The sequence below is a fragment of the Streptomyces fuscichromogenes genome (genome assembly GCF_014645815.1).
Taxonomy (GTDB): Bacteria; Actinomycetota; Actinomycetes; order Streptomycetales; family Streptomycetaceae; genus Streptomyces; species Streptomyces fuscichromogenes.
On sequence record NZ_BMML01000009.1, the window covers coordinates 244,038 to 265,193 of the forward strand.

Annotated in this window: 24 protein-coding genes and 1 pseudogene; 14 read left to right on the forward strand and 11 right to left on the reverse strand. The window is 70.2% G+C overall.

The genetic code is table 11. The features are described from left to right. The coding region (locus IEZ11_RS21545) for a fasciclin domain-containing protein (RefSeq protein ID WP_189264448.1) at window positions 1–582 on the reverse strand (582 nt) is incomplete at its 3' end. A 175-nt stretch (window positions 583–757) separates the two neighbouring features. Further along, window positions 758–1,936 carry a CapA family protein gene (locus IEZ11_RS21550; protein ID WP_189264449.1) on the reverse strand — a complete coding sequence of 393 codons (1,179 nt, stop codon included), beginning with the start codon at window positions 1,934–1,936 and terminating at the stop codon, window positions 758–760. Between the two features lie 275 nt (window positions 1,937–2,211). On the opposite strand from IEZ11_RS21550, the gene IEZ11_RS21555 reads away from it, so the two are divergent. Continuing rightward, window positions 2,212–3,414, forward strand: coding sequence for a PucR family transcriptional regulator (locus IEZ11_RS21555; protein ID WP_189264450.1), 1,203 nt, complete (start codon window positions 2,212–2,214; stop codon window positions 3,412–3,414). On the opposite strand, the gene IEZ11_RS21560 is transcribed toward IEZ11_RS21555, so the two are convergent. Further along, window positions 3,411–3,962, reverse strand: coding sequence for an HdeD family acid-resistance protein (locus IEZ11_RS21560; protein ID WP_189264451.1), 552 nt, complete (start codon window positions 3,960–3,962; stop codon window positions 3,411–3,413). The genes IEZ11_RS21555 and IEZ11_RS21560 overlap by 4 nt on opposite strands. Window positions 3,963–4,174: 212 nt before the next feature. Between IEZ11_RS21560 and IEZ11_RS21565 the strand changes: the two genes are divergently transcribed. From IEZ11_RS21565 to IEZ11_RS21610, 10 genes and pseudogenes are all read left to right on the forward strand, one after another. Continuing rightward, window positions 4,175–4,675 (forward strand): hypothetical protein, encoded by a 501-nt coding sequence (locus IEZ11_RS21565; protein ID WP_189264452.1) that lies wholly within the window; start codon window positions 4,175–4,177, stop codon window positions 4,673–4,675. Between the two features lie 152 nt (window positions 4,676–4,827). Further along, window positions 4,828–5,622 (forward strand): PucR family transcriptional regulator, encoded by a 795-nt coding sequence (locus IEZ11_RS21570; RefSeq protein ID WP_229713272.1) that lies wholly within the window; start codon window positions 4,828–4,830, stop codon window positions 5,620–5,622. A 288-nt stretch (window positions 5,623–5,910) separates the two neighbouring features. Next, window positions 5,911–6,756 (forward strand): alpha/beta hydrolase, encoded by an 846-nt coding sequence (locus IEZ11_RS21575; protein ID WP_189264454.1) that lies wholly within the window; start codon window positions 5,911–5,913, stop codon window positions 6,754–6,756. Window positions 6,757–6,841: 85 nt separating this feature from the next. Further along, window positions 6,842–8,575 carry a thiamine pyrophosphate-dependent enzyme gene (locus IEZ11_RS21580; RefSeq protein ID WP_189264455.1) on the forward strand — a complete coding sequence of 578 codons (1,734 nt, stop codon included), beginning with the start codon at window positions 6,842–6,844 and terminating at the stop codon, window positions 8,573–8,575. A gap of 313 nt (window positions 8,576–8,888) precedes the next feature. Next, the gene (locus IEZ11_RS21585; protein WP_189264456.1) at window positions 8,889–9,725 is read left to right on the forward strand and encodes a catalase family protein; all 837 of its coding nucleotides are present in this window, start codon (window positions 8,889–8,891) and stop codon (window positions 9,723–9,725) included. A 366-nt stretch (window positions 9,726–10,091) separates the two neighbouring features. Beyond that, window positions 10,092–10,382 carry a DUF6959 family protein gene (locus IEZ11_RS52455; protein WP_373294952.1) on the forward strand — a complete coding sequence of 97 codons (291 nt, stop codon included), beginning with the start codon at window positions 10,092–10,094 and terminating at the stop codon, window positions 10,380–10,382. 415 nt (window positions 10,383–10,797) lie between these two features. Further along, on the forward strand, window positions 10,798–11,193 hold the full coding sequence (locus IEZ11_RS21590; protein WP_189264457.1) for a hypothetical protein: 396 nt from the start codon (window positions 10,798–10,800) through the stop codon (window positions 11,191–11,193). Window positions 11,194–11,487: 294 nt separating this feature from the next. Further along, a complete protein-coding gene (locus IEZ11_RS52460; RefSeq protein WP_229713273.1) occupies window positions 11,488–12,474 on the forward strand; it encodes an RHS repeat-associated core domain-containing protein in 987 nt (328 codons plus the stop codon). Window positions 12,475–12,498: 24 nt separating this feature from the next. Beyond that, window positions 12,499–12,873 (forward strand): annotated as a pseudogene (locus IEZ11_RS21605) (DUF6973 domain-containing protein); the annotation flags it as partial. Then, window positions 12,863–13,387, forward strand: coding sequence for a hypothetical protein (locus tag IEZ11_RS21610; protein WP_189264460.1), 525 nt, complete (start codon window positions 12,863–12,865; stop codon window positions 13,385–13,387). The pseudogene IEZ11_RS21605 and the gene IEZ11_RS21610, both read left to right, overlap by 11 nt. A gap of 946 nt (window positions 13,388–14,333) precedes the next feature. Here IEZ11_RS21610 and IEZ11_RS21615 read toward each other — a convergent pair. Next, window positions 14,334–14,900, reverse strand: a complete 567-nt coding sequence (locus tag IEZ11_RS21615) for a Uma2 family endonuclease (RefSeq protein WP_189264461.1) — start codon at window positions 14,898–14,900, stop codon at window positions 14,334–14,336. Between IEZ11_RS21615 and IEZ11_RS21620 the strand changes: the two genes are divergently transcribed. Next, complete coding sequence (locus tag IEZ11_RS21620) at window positions 14,865–15,488, forward strand: DUF4158 domain-containing protein (protein ID WP_189264462.1); 624 nt, start codon at window positions 14,865–14,867, stop codon at window positions 15,486–15,488. The two genes, IEZ11_RS21615 and IEZ11_RS21620, sit on opposite strands and share 36 nt — an antisense overlap. Here IEZ11_RS21620 and IEZ11_RS21625 read toward each other — a convergent pair. The 4 genes from IEZ11_RS21625 to IEZ11_RS21635 are packed head-to-tail and all read right to left on the reverse strand — an operon-like array spanning window position 15,436 to window position 17,460. Next, window positions 15,436–15,666, reverse strand: coding sequence for a tautomerase family protein (locus tag IEZ11_RS21625; RefSeq protein WP_189264463.1), 231 nt, complete (start codon window positions 15,664–15,666; stop codon window positions 15,436–15,438). The two genes, IEZ11_RS21620 and IEZ11_RS21625, sit on opposite strands and share 53 nt — an antisense overlap. A gap of 29 nt (window positions 15,667–15,695) precedes the next feature. Next, entirely contained in the window at window positions 15,696–15,947 is a 252-nt protein-coding gene (locus tag IEZ11_RS50990) for a hypothetical protein (protein ID WP_229713275.1), read from the reverse strand. Window positions 15,948–15,984: 37 nt separating this feature from the next. Further along, complete coding sequence (locus tag IEZ11_RS50995) at window positions 15,985–16,620, reverse strand: SDR family NAD(P)-dependent oxidoreductase (RefSeq protein WP_229713276.1); 636 nt, start codon at window positions 16,618–16,620, stop codon at window positions 15,985–15,987. A 57-nt stretch (window positions 16,621–16,677) separates the two neighbouring features. Then, window positions 16,678–17,460 (reverse strand): SDR family oxidoreductase, encoded by a 783-nt coding sequence (locus IEZ11_RS21635; protein WP_189264464.1) that lies wholly within the window; start codon window positions 17,458–17,460, stop codon window positions 16,678–16,680. A gap of 157 nt (window positions 17,461–17,617) precedes the next feature. Between IEZ11_RS21635 and IEZ11_RS21640 the strand changes: the two genes are divergently transcribed. Further along, window positions 17,618–18,523 (forward strand): helix-turn-helix transcriptional regulator, encoded by a 906-nt coding sequence (locus IEZ11_RS21640; protein WP_189264465.1) that lies wholly within the window; start codon window positions 17,618–17,620, stop codon window positions 18,521–18,523. A 291-nt stretch (window positions 18,524–18,814) separates the two neighbouring features. Here the strand turns inward: IEZ11_RS21640 and IEZ11_RS21645 are convergent, their stop codons facing one another. From IEZ11_RS21645 to IEZ11_RS21655, 3 genes are all read right to left on the reverse strand, one after another. Next, on the reverse strand, window positions 18,815–19,261 hold the full coding sequence (locus tag IEZ11_RS21645; RefSeq protein ID WP_189264466.1) for a hypothetical protein: 447 nt from the start codon (window positions 19,259–19,261) through the stop codon (window positions 18,815–18,817). After that, complete coding sequence (locus IEZ11_RS21650) at window positions 19,258–19,524, reverse strand: hypothetical protein (protein ID WP_189264467.1); 267 nt, start codon at window positions 19,522–19,524, stop codon at window positions 19,258–19,260. The genes IEZ11_RS21645 and IEZ11_RS21650 overlap by 4 nt, the downstream gene beginning before the upstream one ends. A gap of 448 nt (window positions 19,525–19,972) precedes the next feature. Beyond that, window positions 19,973–20,728, reverse strand: a complete 756-nt coding sequence (locus IEZ11_RS21655) for a GntR family transcriptional regulator (RefSeq protein WP_189264468.1) — start codon at window positions 20,726–20,728, stop codon at window positions 19,973–19,975. Between the two features lie 78 nt (window positions 20,729–20,806). On the opposite strand from IEZ11_RS21655, the gene IEZ11_RS21660 reads away from it, so the two are divergent. After that, the gene (locus tag IEZ11_RS21660) at window positions 20,807–21,085 is read left to right on the forward strand and encodes a hypothetical protein (protein ID WP_189264469.1); all 279 of its coding nucleotides are present in this window, start codon (window positions 20,807–20,809) and stop codon (window positions 21,083–21,085) included. The last annotated feature ends 71 nt before the right edge of the window (window positions 21,086–21,156 follow it).

Consider the following 21,156-nt stretch of genomic DNA (forward strand, 5'->3'; position numbering starts at 1 on the left):
GGACGGCGGCTGGAGAATCGCGTCGATGACGTAGATGGTGGCGTTCGCGGCCTTGATGTTGCCGCAGACGATGTTCGCCTTGCCGTTGACCTTGAACTCGGTGCCCGAGCCCGACGTGGTCAGCTTGCTGCCCTCCACGGTCGTGAACGAGCCGTGGGAGAGCTCGGCCGGGGTGATCTGCCGGTCCACCACGTGGTACGTCAGCACCTTCTTCAGCTTCCCCTGGTCGGCGAGGAGCGAGGCGAGCTGCGACACGGTCATCGCCTGGAAGGCCTGGTCGTCGGGGGCGAAGACGGTGATGCCGGGCTTCCCGTCGAGGGTGCCGTTCACATGGGCCCTGACCGCGGCGGAGACCAGGTGGCTGAGTTGCGGATACGCGGCCGCGGCCTCCACGACCTTGTCCTTGACCGTGCCGGTCTTCTGGGAGAGGGCCGCACAGCCGGGGCCGAACGTACCCGACGGGCCGGGAGACGCGTCCTGTGCGTGGCCCTGCGACGCCGTACCTGCCAGCGCCAGCGGGACGGCCACCAGGGCTGCCGCCGTGACATGTGCCGTGCGCCTGCGCATGCGAGTGAACCTCATCGCAACCTTCCTCCCGTGGAGGCGTGAACACTGCAGAGGTCTGGACTGCGGAATTCTTCGTTTCCGGGGATGGGACGGGGCGGCTGCTGCGCCATGGCCTCGGGGCATCGTCACCCGGCCACTCAGCGAGGGTAACCAGCGGCGGCCGATGACCGCATCTCGAAGCATCCCGTGACTAGGGGCGCTGGACCGTCCCGTCCTCCGAGATACGGGCGGCGTCCGGGCCGAAGTCCTCCTCCGACACACCGGAGACGAGGTCGATCGCCTCGCCGCCCGGCTCCGGCGTGCCGGGCGCCACGATCCGGGTCGGGCGCAGGTGCCCGGACACGTAGGTGCCGTCGGCGCCGAGGGTGACCTGCAGTACTCCGCTGGTCGAGAGGGCGCCGCCGAGTCCGAGCACTTTGTAGCCGGAGAAGTTCCCCAGGCTGTACGCGATCAGGCGGCCCTTGTAGAACTCCATGCCCCGCATCACGTGCGGGCCGCTGCCCACCACGAGGTCGGCGCCGGCGTCGATCACCGCACGGCCGAAGCGGTAGCTGTCGCCGCGGTCCTCACCGAGGAAGTACTCGGTGCCGGGTTCCACGTGGGTACGGTCCGAACCCTCCGCACCGGCGTGCATGGTGACGATCACGATGTCCGCCATCGCCGCGGCGCGGGCGGTGAGTCGCTTCGCCGCGGGGATGTCCGTGAGGTCGTTCGCCCCCCGGTCGGGAGCGAACCCGATCACCGCGACCCTGATGCCGTGCACCCGCTGGACGGTGATCTGGCCCAGGCGGCCGGTGAAGGGCAGGTCCGCGGAGCGCAGGGCGGCGAACGTGTCGCGCCGCCCCTCGGCCCCGAAGTCGTCGATGTGGTTGTTCGCCGTGTTCAGGACCGTGAACCCGGCCTTCCTGAGCAGGCGGGCGTAGGACGGCGGGGCGTGGAACGCGAAGCAGTTCGGGCCCTCGATGCGGTCGCACTTGCTGGAACCGCCGGTGGTGAGCGTGCCCTCCAGGTTCCCGAGCACCACGTCGCCGGTGAGCAGGTCCTCGACGGGGTCGAAGAACGAGGCGCCGTCATCCGGTGGCAGGTCGTCCGGCAGCGAGCCCATGACGATGTCTCCCACGGCGGAGATCCGCACGTCGCCGACGGGGTGCGGTGGCGCGGGCCGCCCGGACACGGTGGTCCCGGCCGTCCGCAGGGGGCTTTGGACGAGGCCGGCGGAGGCCGTCCCTCCGGAGCCGCCGTGCGATGCGAACGCCGCGACGACCACCAGGCCGGTCCCGACCACACCGAGGGCGAACAGGCGGTGACGGCGCACCGGCCGCCGCCGCTCGCGCCGCTGCCGGGGTCGCCGTTCGGCGGACCTGATCATTGGCTCATCGTACGAAGCGGACCCCCTTCCGGAACGGAGGTCACCGGTCGGCGTGTTCCGCACGCCCCGACGTTCCCGTTCGGCCGAGGGGGAACGTCCGAACGCCCTGGGAGGCAGCTCTCCGCGTTTCTCCCGTGTCCACGGCGCTTCCCGGCCCGGTGCGCGGGGCGCTTCCCGGCTTCGTGCGCGGGGCGCTTCCCGGCCCGGTGCCTGGGGAGCTTTCCGCCTGGTGCGCGGGGCCCGGACGGGCGCGCGGGTGTGGAAGGATCGGCCCTGTGAACGCGCATCCCCCGTCCGACGCGGGCACGGCAGGCGGCGAACTGCGGCGTGTTCTGGAGCGCTTCGACGTCGGCGTCGTGGTGCGCCGGATGGAGGACGGGTTCGGCCGGTTGCCGGCCTACACCGGGTTCGAATGGCCGGTGGACCGGACGGCCGTGGTGCGCTGGAACGTCGAACTCGTACTGCGCTGGATGGTCAACGGGATACCGCCGGACAGCTATCTCCGGTCCGAACTGCATGAGTTCCTGCGCGCCCGCGCGGCCGCCGGCCAGCCGATCGAGGACAGCATCCTGGTCTACCGCCGTGGTGCGCGGATGTTCTGGGAGGCACTGCTCGACCTGGCGGACGACGAGGACCGGGCGGTGCTCGTCGCGGAGTGGGGCACGGTCTGGGGCTGTCTGGAGGACTACCTCGACATGGTCGTGGACGTGTTCGCGCGAGCCTACGCCGACCAGCAGGACGCGCCGTCCACGGCCGGGGACCGGCGTGCCCGAGCCCTGTTCGACCGGTTGTGCGCGCGGCTGCCGGTCACCATCGAGGACCGCGACCGGGCCGCCCGGCTCGGGTTCGAGCTGGCGGAACCGTACCACCCCTTCACCGCCCGGCTGGCCGGGGCCACGGTCGCCGGACACGCCGAACTCGCGTCGCGGCTGCGCACGGCGGGGGCGCTCGCGTTCACCGAGGGGGTCCGGGTGACCGGGCTGACCCCGCCCGGGTTCGGCTGGGCGGCGTTCCTGGAAGACGGGCGGCTGATCCTGGCCCAGGACCCGCCGGTCGCCCGCGACCGGCTCGGCGCGGCGGCCGACGGCCTGCGCGCGCTGGTCGCGATCGCGGCCCGGTCCGGACGCCGGGGCCGGATCCGCGCCGACGACTACCTGCCCGAACTGCTGCTGGCCGACTCGCCGGAAGCCTCCGACCGGATCGTCCGGCGGGTCTTCGGCCCGCTGGAACGGGCCGAAGCCGTGGACCTGGCGGACACCCTGCGGTGTCTCGCCGTCCACGGCTTCGACAGCACGACGGCCGCGGCCGCGCTGCCGGTGCACCGCAACACGCTGCTGTACCGGGTGGGCCGGATCGAGAAGCTGACCGGTCTCTCGCTCAAGGACCAGCGGGACCGCACCCTCGTGCTGCTCGCCGTCACCTGGGAGAGCGTCGCCCCGGCCGTACGATCGGCCCCGGGGCGGCCGGACACGACCTAGGCAGCTCGGGCGATGCCGTGGATCCGGCGTGCCAGGCCGAGCTGCATGGCGCCGAGCATGATCAGCCACAGCCCGGCCAGGAAGGACAGCGTCAGCAGCGACAGCCCCGGCCAGACCAGCAGCGTCAGGCCGGCCAGGACGCCGAGCAGCCCGATGAAGATGTTCCACCCTCGTCCGGGCAGGCTCGGGCGGTCGACCGCCGCGAACACGGCGGTGAAACCGTCCACGATCCAGTAGACGCCGAGCAGCAGCCCCAGCGCGAGCACCGTGATCAGGACGTGCCGGATCGCGTACAGCCCGAGCAGCAGGCTCACCACGCCGAGGACCGCGGTGAGGGTGCGGGCGGTACCCGTCTCCGCCAGGCTCGCCGATCCCACCAGTCGGAAGACCCCGGTGGCGATCAGCTGGGCGCCGAGGACCACCGCGAGCACGACGAGGGTCGGACCGGGCCATGCCACGGCCGTGACGCCGATGACGATCGAGACCAGCCCGTAGAGCAGATGCCAGGTCCAGGAGGCGCCCAGGCGGGCGACGGGGCTCTTGTTCATGCCGCGAAGCTATCGGCGCTCCCGTTGGGCGATCTCCCAAAACCCCGCCGCCTCTTCGTGCCCTCGCACAGGACGGAAGGGGGTTGAATGGAGCGGACAGAACGCGCGTTCGGAGGGGAGCCCGTCGGAAGTCGCCGCCGGAGTACTGCCCGAGCGTCGCGTCAACTGTCCCGAAGACCTGTTGCAGTTGCCGATGCGGAGAGTGCGAGGACATGGCCGGTCCCGTCGACTGGGAAAGCTTCGCCGTGATGACCGGAGGCGCCAGCGGTGCCCTCACCGGCCTGTTGTTCGTCGCGGTGTCCCTCAACGCCAACCGGATCGCCAGGCATCCGGTCCTGCGCGCGATCGCGGCACAGACCCTCGTGCTGTTCCTGGCGCCGCTGGTCATGGCGACGCTTCTGCTGGCGCCCCGCCAGACCGACTGGGCCCTGGGCGCGGAGCTCATGACCGCCGGGCTGGCGGGGGGCCTGAGCCTGCTGGCCATCGGGCGTCGCCGACGCGGTCCGGCCACCGCCGACCAGCGGCTGACCGGCCTCTTCGACCGCCGTGACACCAGCATCGTCGTCATGCTGCTGTTCGTGGCCGCCGGAGCCGTCCAGGCGTCCGGCACGTCCGCCGGGCTCTACCTGCTGCTGCCGGCCTCGCTCGTGGCGTTCGTCAGCGGGGTGCTCAGCGCATGGAACTTCCTGCTCCCACCGCCGGACCTGTTGTAACGGCGCCACGCCGACGGCCCGGTTCCGGCACGCGCCGACAGCACCGGGACCGAAGGCGACCACGGCGCCGGCCACCCGCGTCCGCCGGTCGCCATCGGCGACACCGATGTACCGGCCGCGACGCACGTCCCTGCGCGCCGACGGCAACAGACGTGCCGTGGGCGTTCCTCGACATCGCCCTGACGACGGTCACGCGGGCGTTCGCCGACCATCGGGACCTTCCGTCCGCCGACGGCGACTCCCGGGCGGCGACACTGTTCGCCCGGATCTGCGCCCGGTCGGCGACGACCATCGAGGGCCTCGACCGGGCCGAACGGCTGGGCTTCGAACTCGTCGGCCCGCACTGCCCGTTCGTCGGGGCGATCGACGGCGGTTCGGCCGCCGCGCACGCGGGTCTGGCGGCGCGCATCCGGTCCGCGGGCGGGCTCGCCTGTACGGAAGGGCATCGCGTCGCCGGTCTGACCAGGCCGGACTTCGACTGGGCCGGCTTCCTCGCCGACAGCACGCTGATCCTCGCCGCCGAGCCGGCCACCGGCGACGCGGGACTCGCGGACGCGGTCGGCAACCTGCACGACCTGGTCGCCCTGGCGGGCCGGGCCGGACGCCGGGGGCGGATCCGCCCGGACGACTTCCTGACGGAGCTCATGCTCGCGAGCTCTCCGCGGCTGGCCGAGGACATCGTGCGGCGGGTACTCGGCCGGCTGGACGCCGAGGACCCCTCCGGGACGTTGTCGCTGACGCTGCGGTGCCTGGCCGCGCACGGCTTCAACCGGACGTCGGCAGCGGCAGCGCTCCCGGCCCACCGCAACACCCTGCTCTACCGCATCAACCGGATCGAGAAGCTGACCGGCCTCGACCTCGACCGTCACGCACATCGGGAGCTGGCCCGACTGGCCGTCGTCTGGAGGGACACGACGGGCGGCGACGCCCTGGCCCGGCCCGAGTGAGAGCCGGCGGTGGGGCGGGTGCGCCGAAGGGCCCGGTCCTCTGGACGGGTTCCGGTCGGCCGGTGTCGGCCGAACGCGACGCGCCTGGCGCCGCATGTGTCCGGCGCCGCCCGCACCCGGCGTTCTCGACCCCTCCTCCTCCGCACCCGCGGGGTTGGTGCCGTGCACAACAGCCGGTCCGATCCTTGGCCCCGTGCACAGCGCGAGCGGTGTGACGCTGGCGGCGGCAGGACAGAGCCGGCCGGGCGTCCGCCCGGACGGCCGCCGTAACGACGGAGGGATGCGGGCATGACTTCTGCACCGGACACGATCGTCTTGATCCACGGCCTGTGGATGACCCCCCTCGCCTGGGAGCACTGGGCGGCCCGGTACGAGGAGCGGGGCTTCACCGTGCTCACGCCCGGATACCCCGGGATCGAGGCGGGGGAGGCCGGGCTGGCGGCGCTCCGCCAGGACGCCTCGGCGATCGCCCGCGTCGGGGTACGCGAGGTGCTGGACCATCTCACCGAGGTCATCGAGGAGCTCGACGCCCCGCCGATCATCATGGGGCACTCGTTCGGCGGGACGTTCGCCCAGTTGCTGGTGGGCGCCGGGCTCGGGGCGGCCGGGGTGTCGATCGACGGCGCCGCGGTCAAGGGCGTGAACGCGATGCCGTTCTCGGAGCTCCGCTCGGTCCTGCCGGTCCTCAAGGACCCGGCGAACGCGCACCGGGCCGTTTCCCTGACGGCCGAGCAGTTCCACTACGCCTTCACCAACACCCTGGACGAGGACGCCTCCCGGCGGGCCTACGACCGCTACGCGGCGCCGACGCCGGCCCGCATCCTGTTCCAGGGCGGCCTCGCGGCCGTCACCCCGCATGCGACCACGACCTTCGACTTCGCCGACGGCGACCGGGCGCCGCTGCTGTTCGTCTCCGGCGGCAGCGACCACATCCTGCCCCCGGCCGTACAGCGGCAGAACTACGAGAAGAACGCCAAACACTCGACGGCGGTCACCGCCCACACCGTCTTCGCGGGCCGCGACCACTTCACCTGCGGCGAGCCCGGCTGGGAGGCCGTCGCCGACTTCGCCCTCGACTGGGCACTGGACCCGCGCGCCGGAGTCCTCGACGCCACGACCGACGCGACCCACTGACCGGACCCGACGACGACCCACTGACCGAATCCAACGACCCGCTGACCGGATCCGAAGAGACCGGCTGAGAACGGAGACACCCGACATGGCGAGAACGGTGGCCGACGGCCTGTGGGAGATGCTGGTCAGCGCCGGTGTGCGGCGCTGCTACGGGATCGTGGGCGACGCGCTGAACCCGGTGGTCGACGCGATGCGCCGCAACGGCCAGGTCGACTTCGTGCACGTGCGCAACGAGGAGTTCGGTGTCTTCGCCGCGGTCGCCGAGGCGAAACTGACGGGTCATCCGGTCGCCGTGTGCGGGACGGCCGGCCCCGGGGTGGCGCACCTGATCAACGGCATGCTGGACGCCCTCAAGGAGCAGGTGCCCGTCATCGTCCTGGCCGGCGACACCGAAACCGCCCTGATGGACAGCGAGACCATCGAGGAGCTGAACCCGTACCGGTTCTTCGCCTCCGCGTCGGTCTACGTGGGCCGGCTGGTCAACCCCGACCAGCTCCGCACCGTGGTGACCTCGGCGGTGACGGCCGCGGTGACCCGGGGCGGCCCCGCGGTCGTCGCACTGCCCGGTGACATCGCGGCGGCGCACGCGCCCAAGGACCGCTACGAGATCCGGCTGCCCCGCCCGGTCCAGGCCCCGGCCGGAGCACAGGACCTCACCGCCATGGCCGAGATGATCGACGAGGCGGACACGGTGGCGGTCTTCGGAGGCCAGGGCTGCGCCGGGGCCCACACCGAGGTGACGGCGCTGGCCGGAAAGCTGGGCGCGCCGGTCGGCTACTCCCTCAAGGGCAAGCAGTTCCTCGAACACGACAACGCCAACGCGGTCGGGATGACCGGCCTCCTCGGCTACGGCGGCTGCCACCACGCGCTCCAGCACGCGGACGTGCTCCTGATGCTCGGCACCGACTTCCCGTTCAGCGGTTTCCTGCCGCACGGCAGGACCCGTGTCATCCAGGTGGACCGGAACCCGGAACGGCTCGGCCGGCGAGTACCGGTGGACCTGGCCGTGACCGGCGACGTACAGGCCACCGTCGCCGCGCTGCTGCCACTGGTCGAGCCGAAACCCGACGGCGAGTTCCTCGCCCGCTGTGTGGAGGAGACCGAGCGGTTCCACCGCAGGATGCGGCACTTCGCGGAGAAGGGGCCGCGGATCAGGCCCATCAGGCCGGAGTACCTCGCCACCGTCCTCAGCGACCTCGCCGCCGACGACGCGCTGTTCTTCGCGGACACCGGCACCCCCGTCATCTGGGCGGCCCGGCACATCCGGTACGGACCGAGGCGGCGGCTGTTCGGATCGTTCTCCTGGGCGTCGATGGCGACCGCCTCGCCCGGCGCGTTCGGGGCCCAACTGGCCTTCCCCGGACGGCAGACGATCGCGCTCTGCGGCGACGGCGGGTTCACCATGCTCGCGCTCGGCGACCTGCTCACGGAGGTACAGCGCCGGCTGCCCGTCGTGCACATCGTGCTGAACAACAGCGGCCTGGACTTCGTCAAGATCGAGCAACAGGAGGCCGGTTTCGTCCCGTTCGGGACGGACTTCGCCAACCCGGACTTCGCCGCCGTCGCCGAGGCCATGGGCGCCAAGGGCATCCGCATCGAGGACCCCGGTGACGTGGCGGACGGCCTCGCGGCCGCGCTGGCCCACACCGGCGGCCCGGTCGTCGTAGACGTCCTCGTCGACCCCTACGCGCTCGCGGTCCCGGCCCACGTACCGGCCAGGACCGCCGCGGGGTTCACACTGAGCGCGGCGCGACAGATCCTCGCCGGCCGCCTGGACGACGTCATCGACACCGCCACGCACAACGCCCGGCTCATCTGACCGGCCGCCCCCCCCCGCAGACGGAGAAAGACACACAATGCCAGAAAGCCACAACTCCCCGCCAAATCCACCGAACTCGCCAAATCAACCGAACCCGCCGAACTCGCCGAACTCGGCGAACCCGCCGAACTCAGCGAACCCACCGGGTGCGGCGCCCACCTGGCGCGAGATCCACCACGGCGGCTCACCGGAGGCCGAAGAGGCTCACTTCCGCGAGCTGGCGGACGTCGTCGTCGGAATCCAGCGGACGAACAAGCGGAAATCCGGCTCACAGGTCTCCCGCCGCACGTTCCACGCGAAGATCGTCGTAGGAGTGGACAACGCCGAACTCGCCTTCCGTTCCGACCTGCCCGCCGACCTCTGTGCCGGGGACTTCACGGCCGGTGCCCGGCTGCCGGCCGTCGTCCGGCTGTCCAACGCCAGCGGCACCGTCCGGCCCGACGGCAGCCCCGACCTCCGCGGCGCGGCACTGAAGATCACCCTCCCCGGCGGCGGCGTGCACGACCTGCTCATGACCAGCTACCCGGTCTCCCACGCCCGTGACGCCACCCAGTTCGTCGAGATCGCCAGGATCGGGGCCGGCCCCAGACTCCTGGTCCTGCCCCGCATGCTGGCGAGACTCGGACCTTCGGAGACCGCACGCGTCCTGGGCAACCTCAGACGGGCCAACCGCCCCTCGCCCGGCCTGGCCCTGGAGTCCTACTGGAGCCGCGGCGCCATCCTGTGGGGCGAGACCGGCCCCGTCAGATTCCGCCTGAGCCCACTCGGTCCACTCGACGCTTCCGCCCCGGCCTCCGCCCCGCCGGTGGACTCGGCCGACGGCCTCCAGACCGACTTCGCCGACCGGCTGAGCGGCTCGGCGGTCCGGTTCGCCCTGCACATCCAGAAGTACGTCAACGAGAGGCTGACACCGATCGAGGACGGGGCGGTCGAATGGAAGGAAAGCGACTCGCCCTGGCTCGGCGTGGCCACCCTGACGATTCCCGCCCAGAACACCCTCGGCCCGAACGGCCGGGCCACCCGCGACCACATCGACACCCTCGCCTTCAACCCCTGGCACGCCCCACCCCAGTTCCGCCCCCTCGGCAACCTCAACCGCGCCCGCCACACGGTCTACACCTCCAGCGCCAAGGAGTGGCACGCCCGCTGACGGCCACGAAGAGCCCCAACCCGACGCCTGGCAAAGCTGGTTGAGGGCATGGCCCAGCCCGGACGACCCGCAGGACGCCGGGCCCGGCCGGTGACCGCAGCCGAGCGGGCCCCCACGGCACCACCGCCGCGGGACTCGTGCCGGCCCCCGACCGGCTCTGGACAACGCCTCCATGCGCGGAACCGCCGAAAGCGCCCTGCCCGGTCGGCCGTTGGCGCCGGACACTGCCGCAGCACAGCCCCCGGCAGGATTCGAACCTGCGACACCCGCATGAGGAGTTCGATCGAGCACCTCTCATACGGCCTTCGCGCTCCTACTGCTGTGGCACGCGTGATCGCTCAAGGCCGCCTGCGTTCGCCGTCGTTGATGTCAGATGGTGATGTCAGGTTGGGTGGCCAGGTTTGGCGTATCGAGGCCGAGCCGCTCACAGATGATGGCGACGACGCCGTGGTGCGCACGCCCGGCAGACGGTTCCCCGGGGTCTTGGTACGGGGTGACTCCTTCTACGTCCTCCGCAGGTCGGTCACGGGGAGTCGGCGGCCTCGATCATCCGGCCGTGGTGCTCGGTCGATGGTTCGCCGGGGGTTCGGCACCGATCGCTGCTGTCCGGGGCTGTTGGTGTCAGAGGACGGTGTCAGCTGCCATGCGCGGACTTGACAGGTTGGCCACTCGTCCAAGCAACCGTGCGGCACGGTCATGACGCCGGGCAGATCCGGGGCCCGCCTGGACCTCGGCCGACGAAAGTCCGCCACGACGGCGGGCGCGCCGACCGGCTACGCACGCGTATGCCTCGCTGCACCTCCGCCGGCCTCGGCCACGCTACCGGTCACGTCGACCGCGGCAAGCCGCGTCGGCCGGAGCGCAATGGTGAGACCTGGTGCGATGACCGCCTGCCGCCTGCCGCCTGCCGCCTGTCCAGGGGTGGTGCAGGGCGCCGACGTGATCGCAAACGGGTGAAGTTGTGACACGCCTGTTCGGAAATCGCACGTTATGTGGAATTTATGGAGCGTACATGCATCGATGAGTCCCGCTGAGCACAGGGACTCCCCTCGACGAAGTTAAGGAGACCCTAGTGGTCAAGCGCACGGTGAGGTTCGGCCTCGTGGCAGCGGTGACGGCGACGATGCTGGTCGGCTCGACCGGGTTCGCGACGGCTAAGAGCTCGGGAACGATGAACGTCGTCTATGGCCAGATCGTCACGATTCCCGTGTCGCCCGGCAACGGCTACGCCGGCGCACAGGCGGCATCGGCCACTTGTCCGGCCGGGCAGGTCCTCACGGGCGGCGGAGCTGAGGTGAAAGCCGGGAATTCGTATGTCCAGCGCTACAACCTCGCGGCAAGCAGGCCGATCGGCAACGAGACGTGGTGGGCTTACGGCACGAACAGTGACACCAACAACCCGGGTTCGCTCCAGGCCTTCGCGATCTGCGCGAAGGTGACCAACCTGGATGTGGTCCACACCCCCTGACGTGACGTACGAACGAAGGGGCGGCACTCCTCCGAGAACGCTGCCCCTTCGTTCGTCCAGGAATTCCTTGGCGTCGCCATGCAGGCGTTTCCTCGCGACGCCGACCGCCCCAGCTGCGACGCATTCTGCCCCCATGCCCTCGTGTGCCGCCCACTCCCGCCCGGAGGAGCGGAGCGACGTCGGGTGCTTCTCCTTGCAGGCCCAGCTGCGGGGGTGTTCGGTCACAGGTGGGGCGGATCGGCAGACGTGGTGCCGCCAGGCCTCGGTGTCGGTGGCAGTCGCTGGCGTGGCCGCGTGATACCTACCGATGATCAGTTCCCGGCGGCCCTCGCCGCTGCGCTGGCGCTCCCGTTCGACTATGACGACGGCAACGGTGTTGACTTCGAGCCTTTCCCGGCCTTCCTGTCCATCGAGGAGACCGCCGCCTGGTTCCGGGCCTGGACCGGCAACGCGGAGCTGGACGGCGACGACTTTCGTGTGTTCGGCCAGCATGGCGCGGGCGGATACGCAGCGTTCTGGCTCGTCCGCCCACACCGCCCGCTCGTCGACCAGCCCGTGGTCTTCCTCGGCTCCGAGGGCGAGACCGGTGCGGTGACGCGTGACCTGGGTGCCTTCTTGTGGCTGCTGGCGGGGGATACGGCCCCTGGGAAGCGGCCGCCTCAGACGAGCCCGACTGGCCCCCCCGCCACAACCGGGACCTGGCGGCTGTCGCCGAACGGTTCGCGGACCACGGCGACCAGCAGCGACAACGGCGCCACCTGGACCACGGCGGGAACCGCCACCAACCACTACGGCGGATCCTCCGACTCCCCGGTGTGGACCCGCGAGACCGACGGCAGCGTCCCCCGCGACGTCGCCGACCCCACCGGCGGGCTCGCCGCCACCACCTCAGGCAGCGACACGACCCTGCAACTCTGCGACATCCGCGGCGACGTCGCCGTCCAACTCGACCTCGCCACCACCACGGCCACCGCCTTCCACTACGACGAGAACGGCAACACCCAGGACGCCACCGGCACCCGCTACGGCTGGCTGGGCGCCAGCCGGCGAGCCTCCGACACCCCCAGCGGCCTCACCCTCATGGGCGCCCGCCTCTACACCCCTGCCACTGGGTGCTTCCTCTCCCAGGACCCCGTGGAGGACAGGGGCGCCAACGCCTACTCCTACTGCTCGGCGAACCCCGTCGACTGCAGCGACATCGGCGGCACCTGGGACTTCGACGGCGTCGAGGGACCGTCCACCAAGGCCGAACGCGACTGGTGCTACTGGCCGTCCCGGTAGCGGGTATGTACGGTCACGGCCTCCGACGCGCAGGCGGCGAAGTCCGAGGCGATCAAGGTCTTCGGAAGCATCGCCAACCGGAGTTTCGGTGACGCCTTCCAGCACATCCTGTGGATGGCGCTCATGGCCTGGGACGTCGGCGCTTCCATGGCCCGCGGCGAGGGCAGGCGCCACGAGGACTTCTCCCAGAACACCAAGAGCGCCCGGCACATGGCACTGACCAGCAACGACATCGGCATCAATATCGGCCTGCGCATGAAGAACTGCCACTATTCACGGCACGGCGGAAAATTCGCCACCAAGATTGTCCAGCTCTCCATGGAAGCCGCCTGCGACGACGCGGTGATCCTCAAGGTCGACAGCAGGCAAGCGAAGGTGTGTTACAGGTATGTCTGGTGACCCCAAGCTCAAGCTTGAACCTGGCCGGCCGTGGGCGCGGCGCAACCTCCGCCGTCTCATGGTGGCGGTCGTCGCCTTCGGCCTGGTGGCGGTGGCGGTCGGGGGAGCGCGGGCCTGGCAGCAGGGCAAAACGGACGACAGGACCCGGGCCCGCTTCGCCCAACTGGCCAAGGATCCGCTGCTGACCGCGCTCGGCACCCGCTTCGGGCGCCGCCACAACGGGCCCGTCCTGCTGCGTTGCCGACAGACCCCGGACGACGGCCCCCTGCCCCCGCAGTTCGAGGTCGCCTTCCCGGCGCCGCAGACCCCGGCGGCCCAGACCCAGGTGACCGCCGCCGCCCGCGGCGCCGGATGGAGCGTCCGCACCTGGGAACGCGGAACGGGCCGGTCACACGCGTACTACTTCGAACTCCGCAAGTCCTTCAGTACCTGGACGAGCGACTCCGACGCGGCCCTCGACCGAACCGGCCTCAGCCTGGACATGACCGCATCCGACGCAGGCCGCTGCGCCTGACCGCGCCCTGCCCGTAACACGGAGTGCCACGCTCGGGATGTGGCTTCCAAGGAGAGAAGGGCCCGGAGACCCGGGCCCTTCTCAAGCGGCACGCCGAAGCGTCAGCACGGCCGTCCTGCGGCAGATCGAAGAGGACGAGATGATCGCCCGCCGGTTCGCGGACACCGACGCCGCGATCCCGGCCACGGCTCTGCTGCACGATCGGGTGGAACGGAACCGTAGCGATCAAGTCGAGGGGCGAGTTCCCGTCCATGCTCGGGAGCTCGCAGTCGGTCATCCAGTGTGACCGGTCGTGGCTACCCCTTGCCCCGATTCCGCACGAGCTTGGCGTTCGCGCTGTGGGGTATTGGCGAGGCGGACCCTCGACGGTCGATCACCGGTGCAGGCCTCTGAATGGCCAGTGCCAGGGCATCGCTGTCATCGAACCCCGGGCGCGGCCCGCTGGCCGACTTGCCAGCCACTCTCGCCACACTGGCAAGGCGCCCCGACACAGCCCTGGCCCGCGAGCCACCGACACTCCAGATGGTTCACGGCACTCATGCTGACCTCTGACGCGGCAAACGTCTCCGCCCTGCAGCAGGCGGCATATCGCGTAGGCAGGCACGACCCTGCGGCCGGGCCGATTCGGCCGCTGCGCATCGGTCATCCCTGACGGGCGTCAGATCTCGTTCCCGCGCCGTTCCCATTGTCCCGGGAAACCGAGTCCACCGAACTGCATCGCGGCAAAACAGCAGGTCAAGCGTGCCCCCGGCAGGATTCGAACCTGCGACACCCGCTTTAGGAGTGGGATCGGCTCCTTGCCGGGGGGTGCCTGGCGCTGCCGCGCGATGCTGTTTCCCCTGGTCAGAACCGCACGGCGAGCCACTTGATCCGGCTCATGCCGCCCTGTACCGGGCAGTCCGCTCACGCATCGCTCACGCGTCGCCGACTGCCAAGCAGAGCGTGGTCAGACCTGGCCGAGGTCGATCTCCACCGGGAAGGGGGCCGCTACCTTGAGGACGCCGGTGAACACGTCGCCGTCCCGGTAGGTCTTCGTCGCGGGGTCGAGAACGTAGGTGTACACGAGAGGAACGCCTGTCGCGGCCTGCTCGATCCGCCAGTAGAAGCCGATGCCTGCCTTGGCGTACTGGTCGACCTTCACGATCCGGTCGGTGGTCTCCGAGCCCGGCGACACCACCTCCGCGACCAGGAGCACGTGCTCGGGGCGGGTCGGGGTGATGTCGATCGTGTCTGCGCGGTACACGACGACGTCCGTCCGGCGATTGGTGAGCGGGAGGTCCTGAAGCCGGACGTCGAAGTCGGTGTCGGCGTTCCACTCCGGGCCCGCGGCGGCATCCAGGGCGTTCGCCAGAATCCGCGCCAGTCGGTTGTGCCGCTTGGACGCGCTCGGACTCACGACGACCATCCCGTCCACGATCTCGATACCGGCGCACTGCTCCTCGGACCAGGACTCGTACACTTCCGCCGTGATCTGCTCATGCATCCACGCCGGGGCCACCATCTCGGCCGTCATGAAGCACCTCCCGGACGCTGTGCCGCGGGCCCGATCCCGCTGGACTCAGCGTACTGTCCGCCACCCGTCCGGCACGCTGCTCTCGCTCTGACAAACAAGAGCGGGGCGACCCGGCCTGGCTTCGGCCTGTTGCTGAAGTTCTTCGAGCTGAAGCCTCGTTTTCCTGGCCTGCTCGAAGAGGTCACGCCGGCCGCGGTGAAGTACGTCGCCGATCTGGTCAAGGTCCCGGCGACGGACTTTGAGAAGTACACGCTGGTCGGCCGGACTGCCGAATACCACCGCAAGCAGATCCGCAAGACGCTGAAGTTCCGGCCGTCGACGGTCGCGGACGAGAAGGCGCTGGCCGAGTGGCTGGCTGCGGAGGTCTGTCCGGTCGTGCTGATAGAGGACCGGCAGCGCAAGGCCCTGCTGGTGGAGTGCCGGGCGCGGAAGATCGAGCCGCCAGGTGGTTGCCTACTCGGGCCGAGGGCCGCCGGGCACGATCGGCGGCCCTCGGTTTCAAGGTGTTGTCCTGGCCGAATGACGGCCGGTGCGGTCAGGCGCCGCCGGTGTCGGTCGGTGTCGCCTCACCGAGCATGGCCAGGGTAAGCACATTGCCAGCGATGCCCCAGCCGCCGTCGGCGACCTCTTCGACCAGAACCATGGTGTTGTCCCGGGCGCGCTCGCCGTAGATCTCGACGTACAGCTCGGTGGTGCGGGTGACGATCTCCTCCTTCTGCTTCGGGGTGAGGGTCTTCTCGGGGACCTTGAAGTTCGCGAAAGGCACGGTTGGTTGTTCCTTCTCTCAGTGGGGCGCTACAAGGGGAGGTACAGGGAGCTGCCTGCGGTGAGCAGGCTGTCCAGTCCGATGCGGCGGAAGAAGTCGACGCGGACGCGGTGGGCGACCGCGGAGACGACTTCGCTGCCGTCTCGGCTGGGGTCTATGTGGCCACGCAGCGGCTGAGTGCCATGCGGCATCGCGACCAGTCGCGCGACGGCTTCAGCGACCTCGGCCCCATCGGCGTCCGGCAGGATGAGCGCCGCCAGACGCTTTCCCAGATCGTCCATCAGGGGCCGGTGACGGTTGGCCGTAGGCTCGGCACCATCACGGTCCGCCGGGGGCGTCGGCGTTGGTGAAGTGGTTGGTGCCCGGCGGTGAACGCGCCGGACACCACGATCGCGGTGTCGATGCCGAGCGGGAGCACCTCGGCGGTGTAGCTGACGGCCAGGGCGTCCATCGCTGCCTTGGCGGCGAAGTACGGGGCGGCGGGCAGCAGCCGCGGGAGCCGGAGCTGGAGCTGCCGATCCACACCCGCAGCCCCGAGCCCTGCTCGCATAGCTGCGGTAGGGCGGCGCGGTTGACGCGCCGCGCGCCGAGGACGTTCACGTCGTACACGTCCGCGAGTTGCTCGGCGGTGAACGCCTCGGCGGCGCCCGGGACCATGTGTCCGGCGTTGTGTACGACCGCGTCCAGCCGACCGCGCTCGGTGAGGATCCGGTCGACTGCGGCGTCGACGGAGTCCTGGGAGGTGACGTCCAGCTCGGCGGCGTGCACGGCGACCTGGTGGTCGATGCCGTAGCGCGCCAGTTCGGCCACCGCGGTCGCGTTACGGGTCGCGGTTGGCGGATGCCCGCGTACACGGTGTGACCGGCGAGGGCCAGAGCACGCATGGACCGCACACCCGATGCCGCTGAAGGCCCCGGTGACCGGGATGCCCTTCCCGGTGTCGTCGTTCCTCATGACGGGTCTTTCGTCATGACAGGGTCTTTCGTTGATCGATGGGGAGCTGCGGGCGGTTCAGATGATTCCGCCGTTGGCGCGGACGACCTGTCCGTTGATCCAGTGGCCGGCCGGGGAGGCCAGGAACGCGACGACCTCGGCGATGTCGGCCGGGGTACCGAGTCGCTCCAGCGGGGCCTGGGCGGCCAGACGGGCGATGGTCTGCTCGTCCTTGCCGTCCAGGAACAGGTCGGTGGCCGTGGGGCCGGGCGCGACGGCGTTGGCGGTGACGTCCCGGCCCCGCAGCTCCCGGGCCAGGATCAGCGTCAGGGCCTCGACCGCACCCTTGCTGGCGGAGTACGCGCCGTAGTTCGGGAAGGCCAGCCCCACCACGGAGGTGGAGAACGTCACAATCGCACCGCCGCGGCGCACCCGACGGGCGGCCTGCTGGGCGACGACGAGCGTGCCGCGAATGTTGGTGCGGTGGAGGTCGTCCAGGACGGCCAGGTCCAGCTCGGCGATCGGCGCCATGTGTGCCCGCCCGGCCGCGTGCACGACGACGTCGACACCGCCGAGCTCTGCCTCGGCCGCGTCGAACAGAGCCTCGACGGCGTGCTCGTCGGCGACGTCGGCGCGCACCGCGATCGCCCGGACACCACCGGTGACGGCCTCCTGCACGGCGGCTTCGGCCTCGTCCTGGTTGCCGGCATAGCCGACCACGACGGCGTACCCGTCGGCGGCCAACCGGCGGATGGCCTGGCGGCCGATGCCGCGCGAGCCACCGGTGACGACCGCGACACGGGGTGAGGCGGCGGGCTGGGCCGATGCAGCGGTCCCGTCGAGGGAAGTGGGATTGGGCATTACTGACTCCTGTGGTGGATGCGATCAGGCTGCGGTCTCGCCGACGCCCTGCTGCGTCCTCCACGATCGGCCGGGCCCCCACCCCTAGCCAGGGCTGCGTTTACCCAGGGGATGCCACCCCCTGGCTACGGCTCGGCGCGCGAGCGACCATGAAGCGGTGAACCTTCCAGAACTCGGCGCCTTCCTCAGGACACGCCGCGACCGCATCCGCCCCGCCGAGGTCGGTCTTCTCCAAGGCCCGCGCCGGCGCGTCCCCGGGCTGCGCCGAGAGGAGGTCGCCCAGTTGGCAGGGCTGTCGGCCGACTACTACACCGAGTTGGAACGCGGCAGCGCAAAGAACGGCGTGCAGCCCTCGGCCCAGACCCTGGCCGCCCTCGCCCGAGCCCTGCGCCTGAACGGCGACGAGCGCGACCACTTGTTTCACCTGGCCGAACGGCCGGTCCCCCCATCAGTACACGGACCGTCGGCACACGTACAGCCCGCGCTTCTCGGACTGTTGGACCGGCTGTCCAACACCCCCGCGCGCGTCATCACCGACCTGCACGAAACCCTGGTGGAAAACGACCTGGCCCGGAACCTGCTCGGCAAGTCCCCGGCACACCACGGCCCGACGGCAAGCTTCGTGTACCGCTGGTTCACCGATCCGCAGGCGCGCGAGAGGTACCCGTCCGAGGATCACCCGCACCACTCGCGGGTGTTCGTGGCCGACCTCCAGGCAGCGGCTGCCCGTCGCGACCGGGACGCGGAGGTCACCAAGATGGTCGTCGTACTGCGCCGCCGTAGTCAGGAGTTCGCAGCCCTCTGGGACACCCACGACGTCGCGGTGCGCCGCAAGGACCATAAGAAGATCGTCCACCCCACGCTCGGCATCATCGAACTCGACTGCTACAACCTGCTCAGTGAGGACGGACGCCAACGCCTGCTGTGGTTCACCGCGCCGCCCGGAAGCCGGGGAGCCGAGCAGTTGGAACTGTTGGCCGTGATAGGTACCCAGGACCTGAGCGTCACCGAGGGCACGGCACCGGAGGGGTTGTCCGTGGCGGAATCAGGAAGGCAGCGCTGACCCGCGCCTCCGAGGACGCCAGGGGCTGCCCGATCAAGACGTGGCGGCCCTCTCCCAGCACAGGTGGTTTCCGGCCCGGGACTCACGACGACGCACGTCCGCTCACGCAAACGGCCCCGGACGCGAAGCCCGAGGCCGAATAGATTCCCCTCCCTGAGGGAGAAAACCCAGGTCAGAGCGGTAACACGTTGTGCCCCCGGCAGGATTCGAACCTGCGACACCCGCTTGAGGAGTTGGGTTGCTCGCGGGACCGGCGAGTAGCCGGAGCGAGGTGCGTGCGGCAGCGTTCCGTCAGACCTTCTCGACTCGCACGGAGTGTCCCGAGAGGAGTTGATTCATGTCGTCGGTGTCGGACGTGAAGACGGTTGCCTCGGCTCCCCGCGCTGCTTCCCGCCCGGCCACAGCGGCCAGGATGGCGTCGATGGCGTACTTGTGCCCATGCAGGCCGGCTGCCTGCAGCATGTCACGCGCCATGGCGATTACTTGGTCGTCAGTGTGTACGACGCGGATCCGGGACAACGTCCAGTTCCAGAGTGCCTGTCTCGACGTTTCGCGAGGGTCCCATGCCTCCAAGGTCGTGAGCGCCGAGGTGACGATCGGGGTGTCGAGCCGCGGAGCTGTCTTGATCAGCGCAGCCATCTCCCGATCGCCCCGGACCGTCTTGGAGAGAGCCTCGGAGTCGAATACGAAGACGCGCTGTCGCGGCCGGTGCAGCTTTGCCTGGGCGGTGCGGCTCACGCAGCCTCGTCCGAATGCGATAGGTGCTCGTCATGCCAGTCGTCGATGGCGGCGATGCGGTCCAGTGCCGCTTGCTGCTCGTCGTCCGTCACGGCGCCGTGCTCTTCTTCAAGGCGTTCGGCCAACTCGCGCAGTCGGTCCATGGCGTCCTGATGAGCGGCGGCGGCCGCGATGTAGCCGGACACCCCGCGCGCGTCGACCCGCTCCTTGATCGACTCCACCAGCTCTTCCGGCACTGTGATGGTGATCTTTCGGGTTGCCATACTTCGAGTATGTCATGTTCTGTGTGTCGAGGCTTGCTCTCTGGAGGATTCGCCCCACAGCCCAGGAGGGCGCGAGCACTGCCTTCGAAGCGAAGCCGCAGCCCGGCGGCGCAGCGAAGCCCGGCCCGGAGCCCATGCCGGATGGCGCTGATCTGATGGGTGTATTCGGGAGACTAACTTCCCGCCCGCTCACGCAAACAGCCCAGGGTAACGAGCTCCAAGGCCGAACGCAACGCTGACCTGGGGAGAAACCCCAGGTCAGCGGCATGATGCATGGTGCCCCCGGCAGGATTCGAACCTGCGACACCCGCTTTAGGAGTTCGATTCCCGCCCGCCCCTGAGGCTGTCGTCGGCTGGTCCGGCGGTCGCGCGGGGGCGCTGCTGTGTGCTGCTGTCCGACCTCGTTGATGTCAGCCGTGGATGTCAGATGTCGGCCTCTGAACCACGGCTAACGACTGATCGGGATCTCATAGACGATCTCGCAGTGAGCGGCGGGCACGACGATGTCCGCCGTCTCCACGGGACGACCCTCGTCGCTGTAGTACGTCCGCCGGATGTGCGTCACGAGCGCGGCTTTCTGGATGCCGAGTAGAGAAGCCTCCTCGGCCGTCGCCTGCCTCGGCTCCGGCTGCTCCACGGCATGGCTGACGGTGACCCCGATCGCGGCCATGCGGTTCACGACCCCGGCACCCGCGTGGGGTCCGCCTTCGGGGAGGACCACGAGAGAGCCCGCGGTGAGGTCGTACGGCTCCCAACTCGTCGACAGCTGAACCGGCCTGGCGTCCGCCAGGAACTCGTACGTCGTCCGGACGCACAGCTCACCTTCGGCGATCCCGAGCCGCGCCGCGATCTCCGCCGGAGCCGGCACTTTGGCGTCCGTCCGACTCTCCCAATCGCCCTGCCTGCCGAGTGCCTTCATGTCCGCCCGGAACGGCGAACCGCTCGGCTGTTCCCGTGCCGACGACCGGACGACCCGCACCCGCTGCCGGGGCTCGGCGACGTACGTGCCCGAACCGGCCCGGCCCTCCAACACGCCCTGGGAGATCAGCAACTCCTGTGCCCGGCGGACCACGTTCTCGCCCACGCCGCACTCCTGGCCGATCTGGGCGCGGGAGGGCAGGCGGTCTCCCGGCTCCCAGACGTGCTCCACGATCCGCCGCCGGAGTTCGTCGGCGATGCGGAGATAGGGCGGCTGCTCAGGCATATGGAAAATCTAGTCCACTAGCTCTAATCTAGTTAACTAACTTCACTCAAAGTGATCGCTGGTGACGGAGGCTGCCCTGTGCCCGCTTCGGGAGTTAGCGCGGTGGCCCTCGCCGCCCGGCTGTCCGCCCTCGGGCTGCTCACGCGAGTGGAGGAACACCCCCGACACACGTCGGTCGAAGCGGAGGTACCGGAAGTGCTCTCCGCCGAGTCATGGCGGGAGGTCCTGGACGTGGTGGCCGACGCCGACCGTTTCGGCCTCCTCGCCACCAGTCTGAACGGCCGCACCCTCTGGGCGGTCGTACGCAAAGCGGTCCCCACGACGGGCGATGTCGGGGGACCGAGCCATCAGCGATAGGAGCTGAATAGCGTGCTTAACCGTATCCGCCGTGCCGTCTCGCTCACCAGGGCGCGGTACATCCCCAAGGG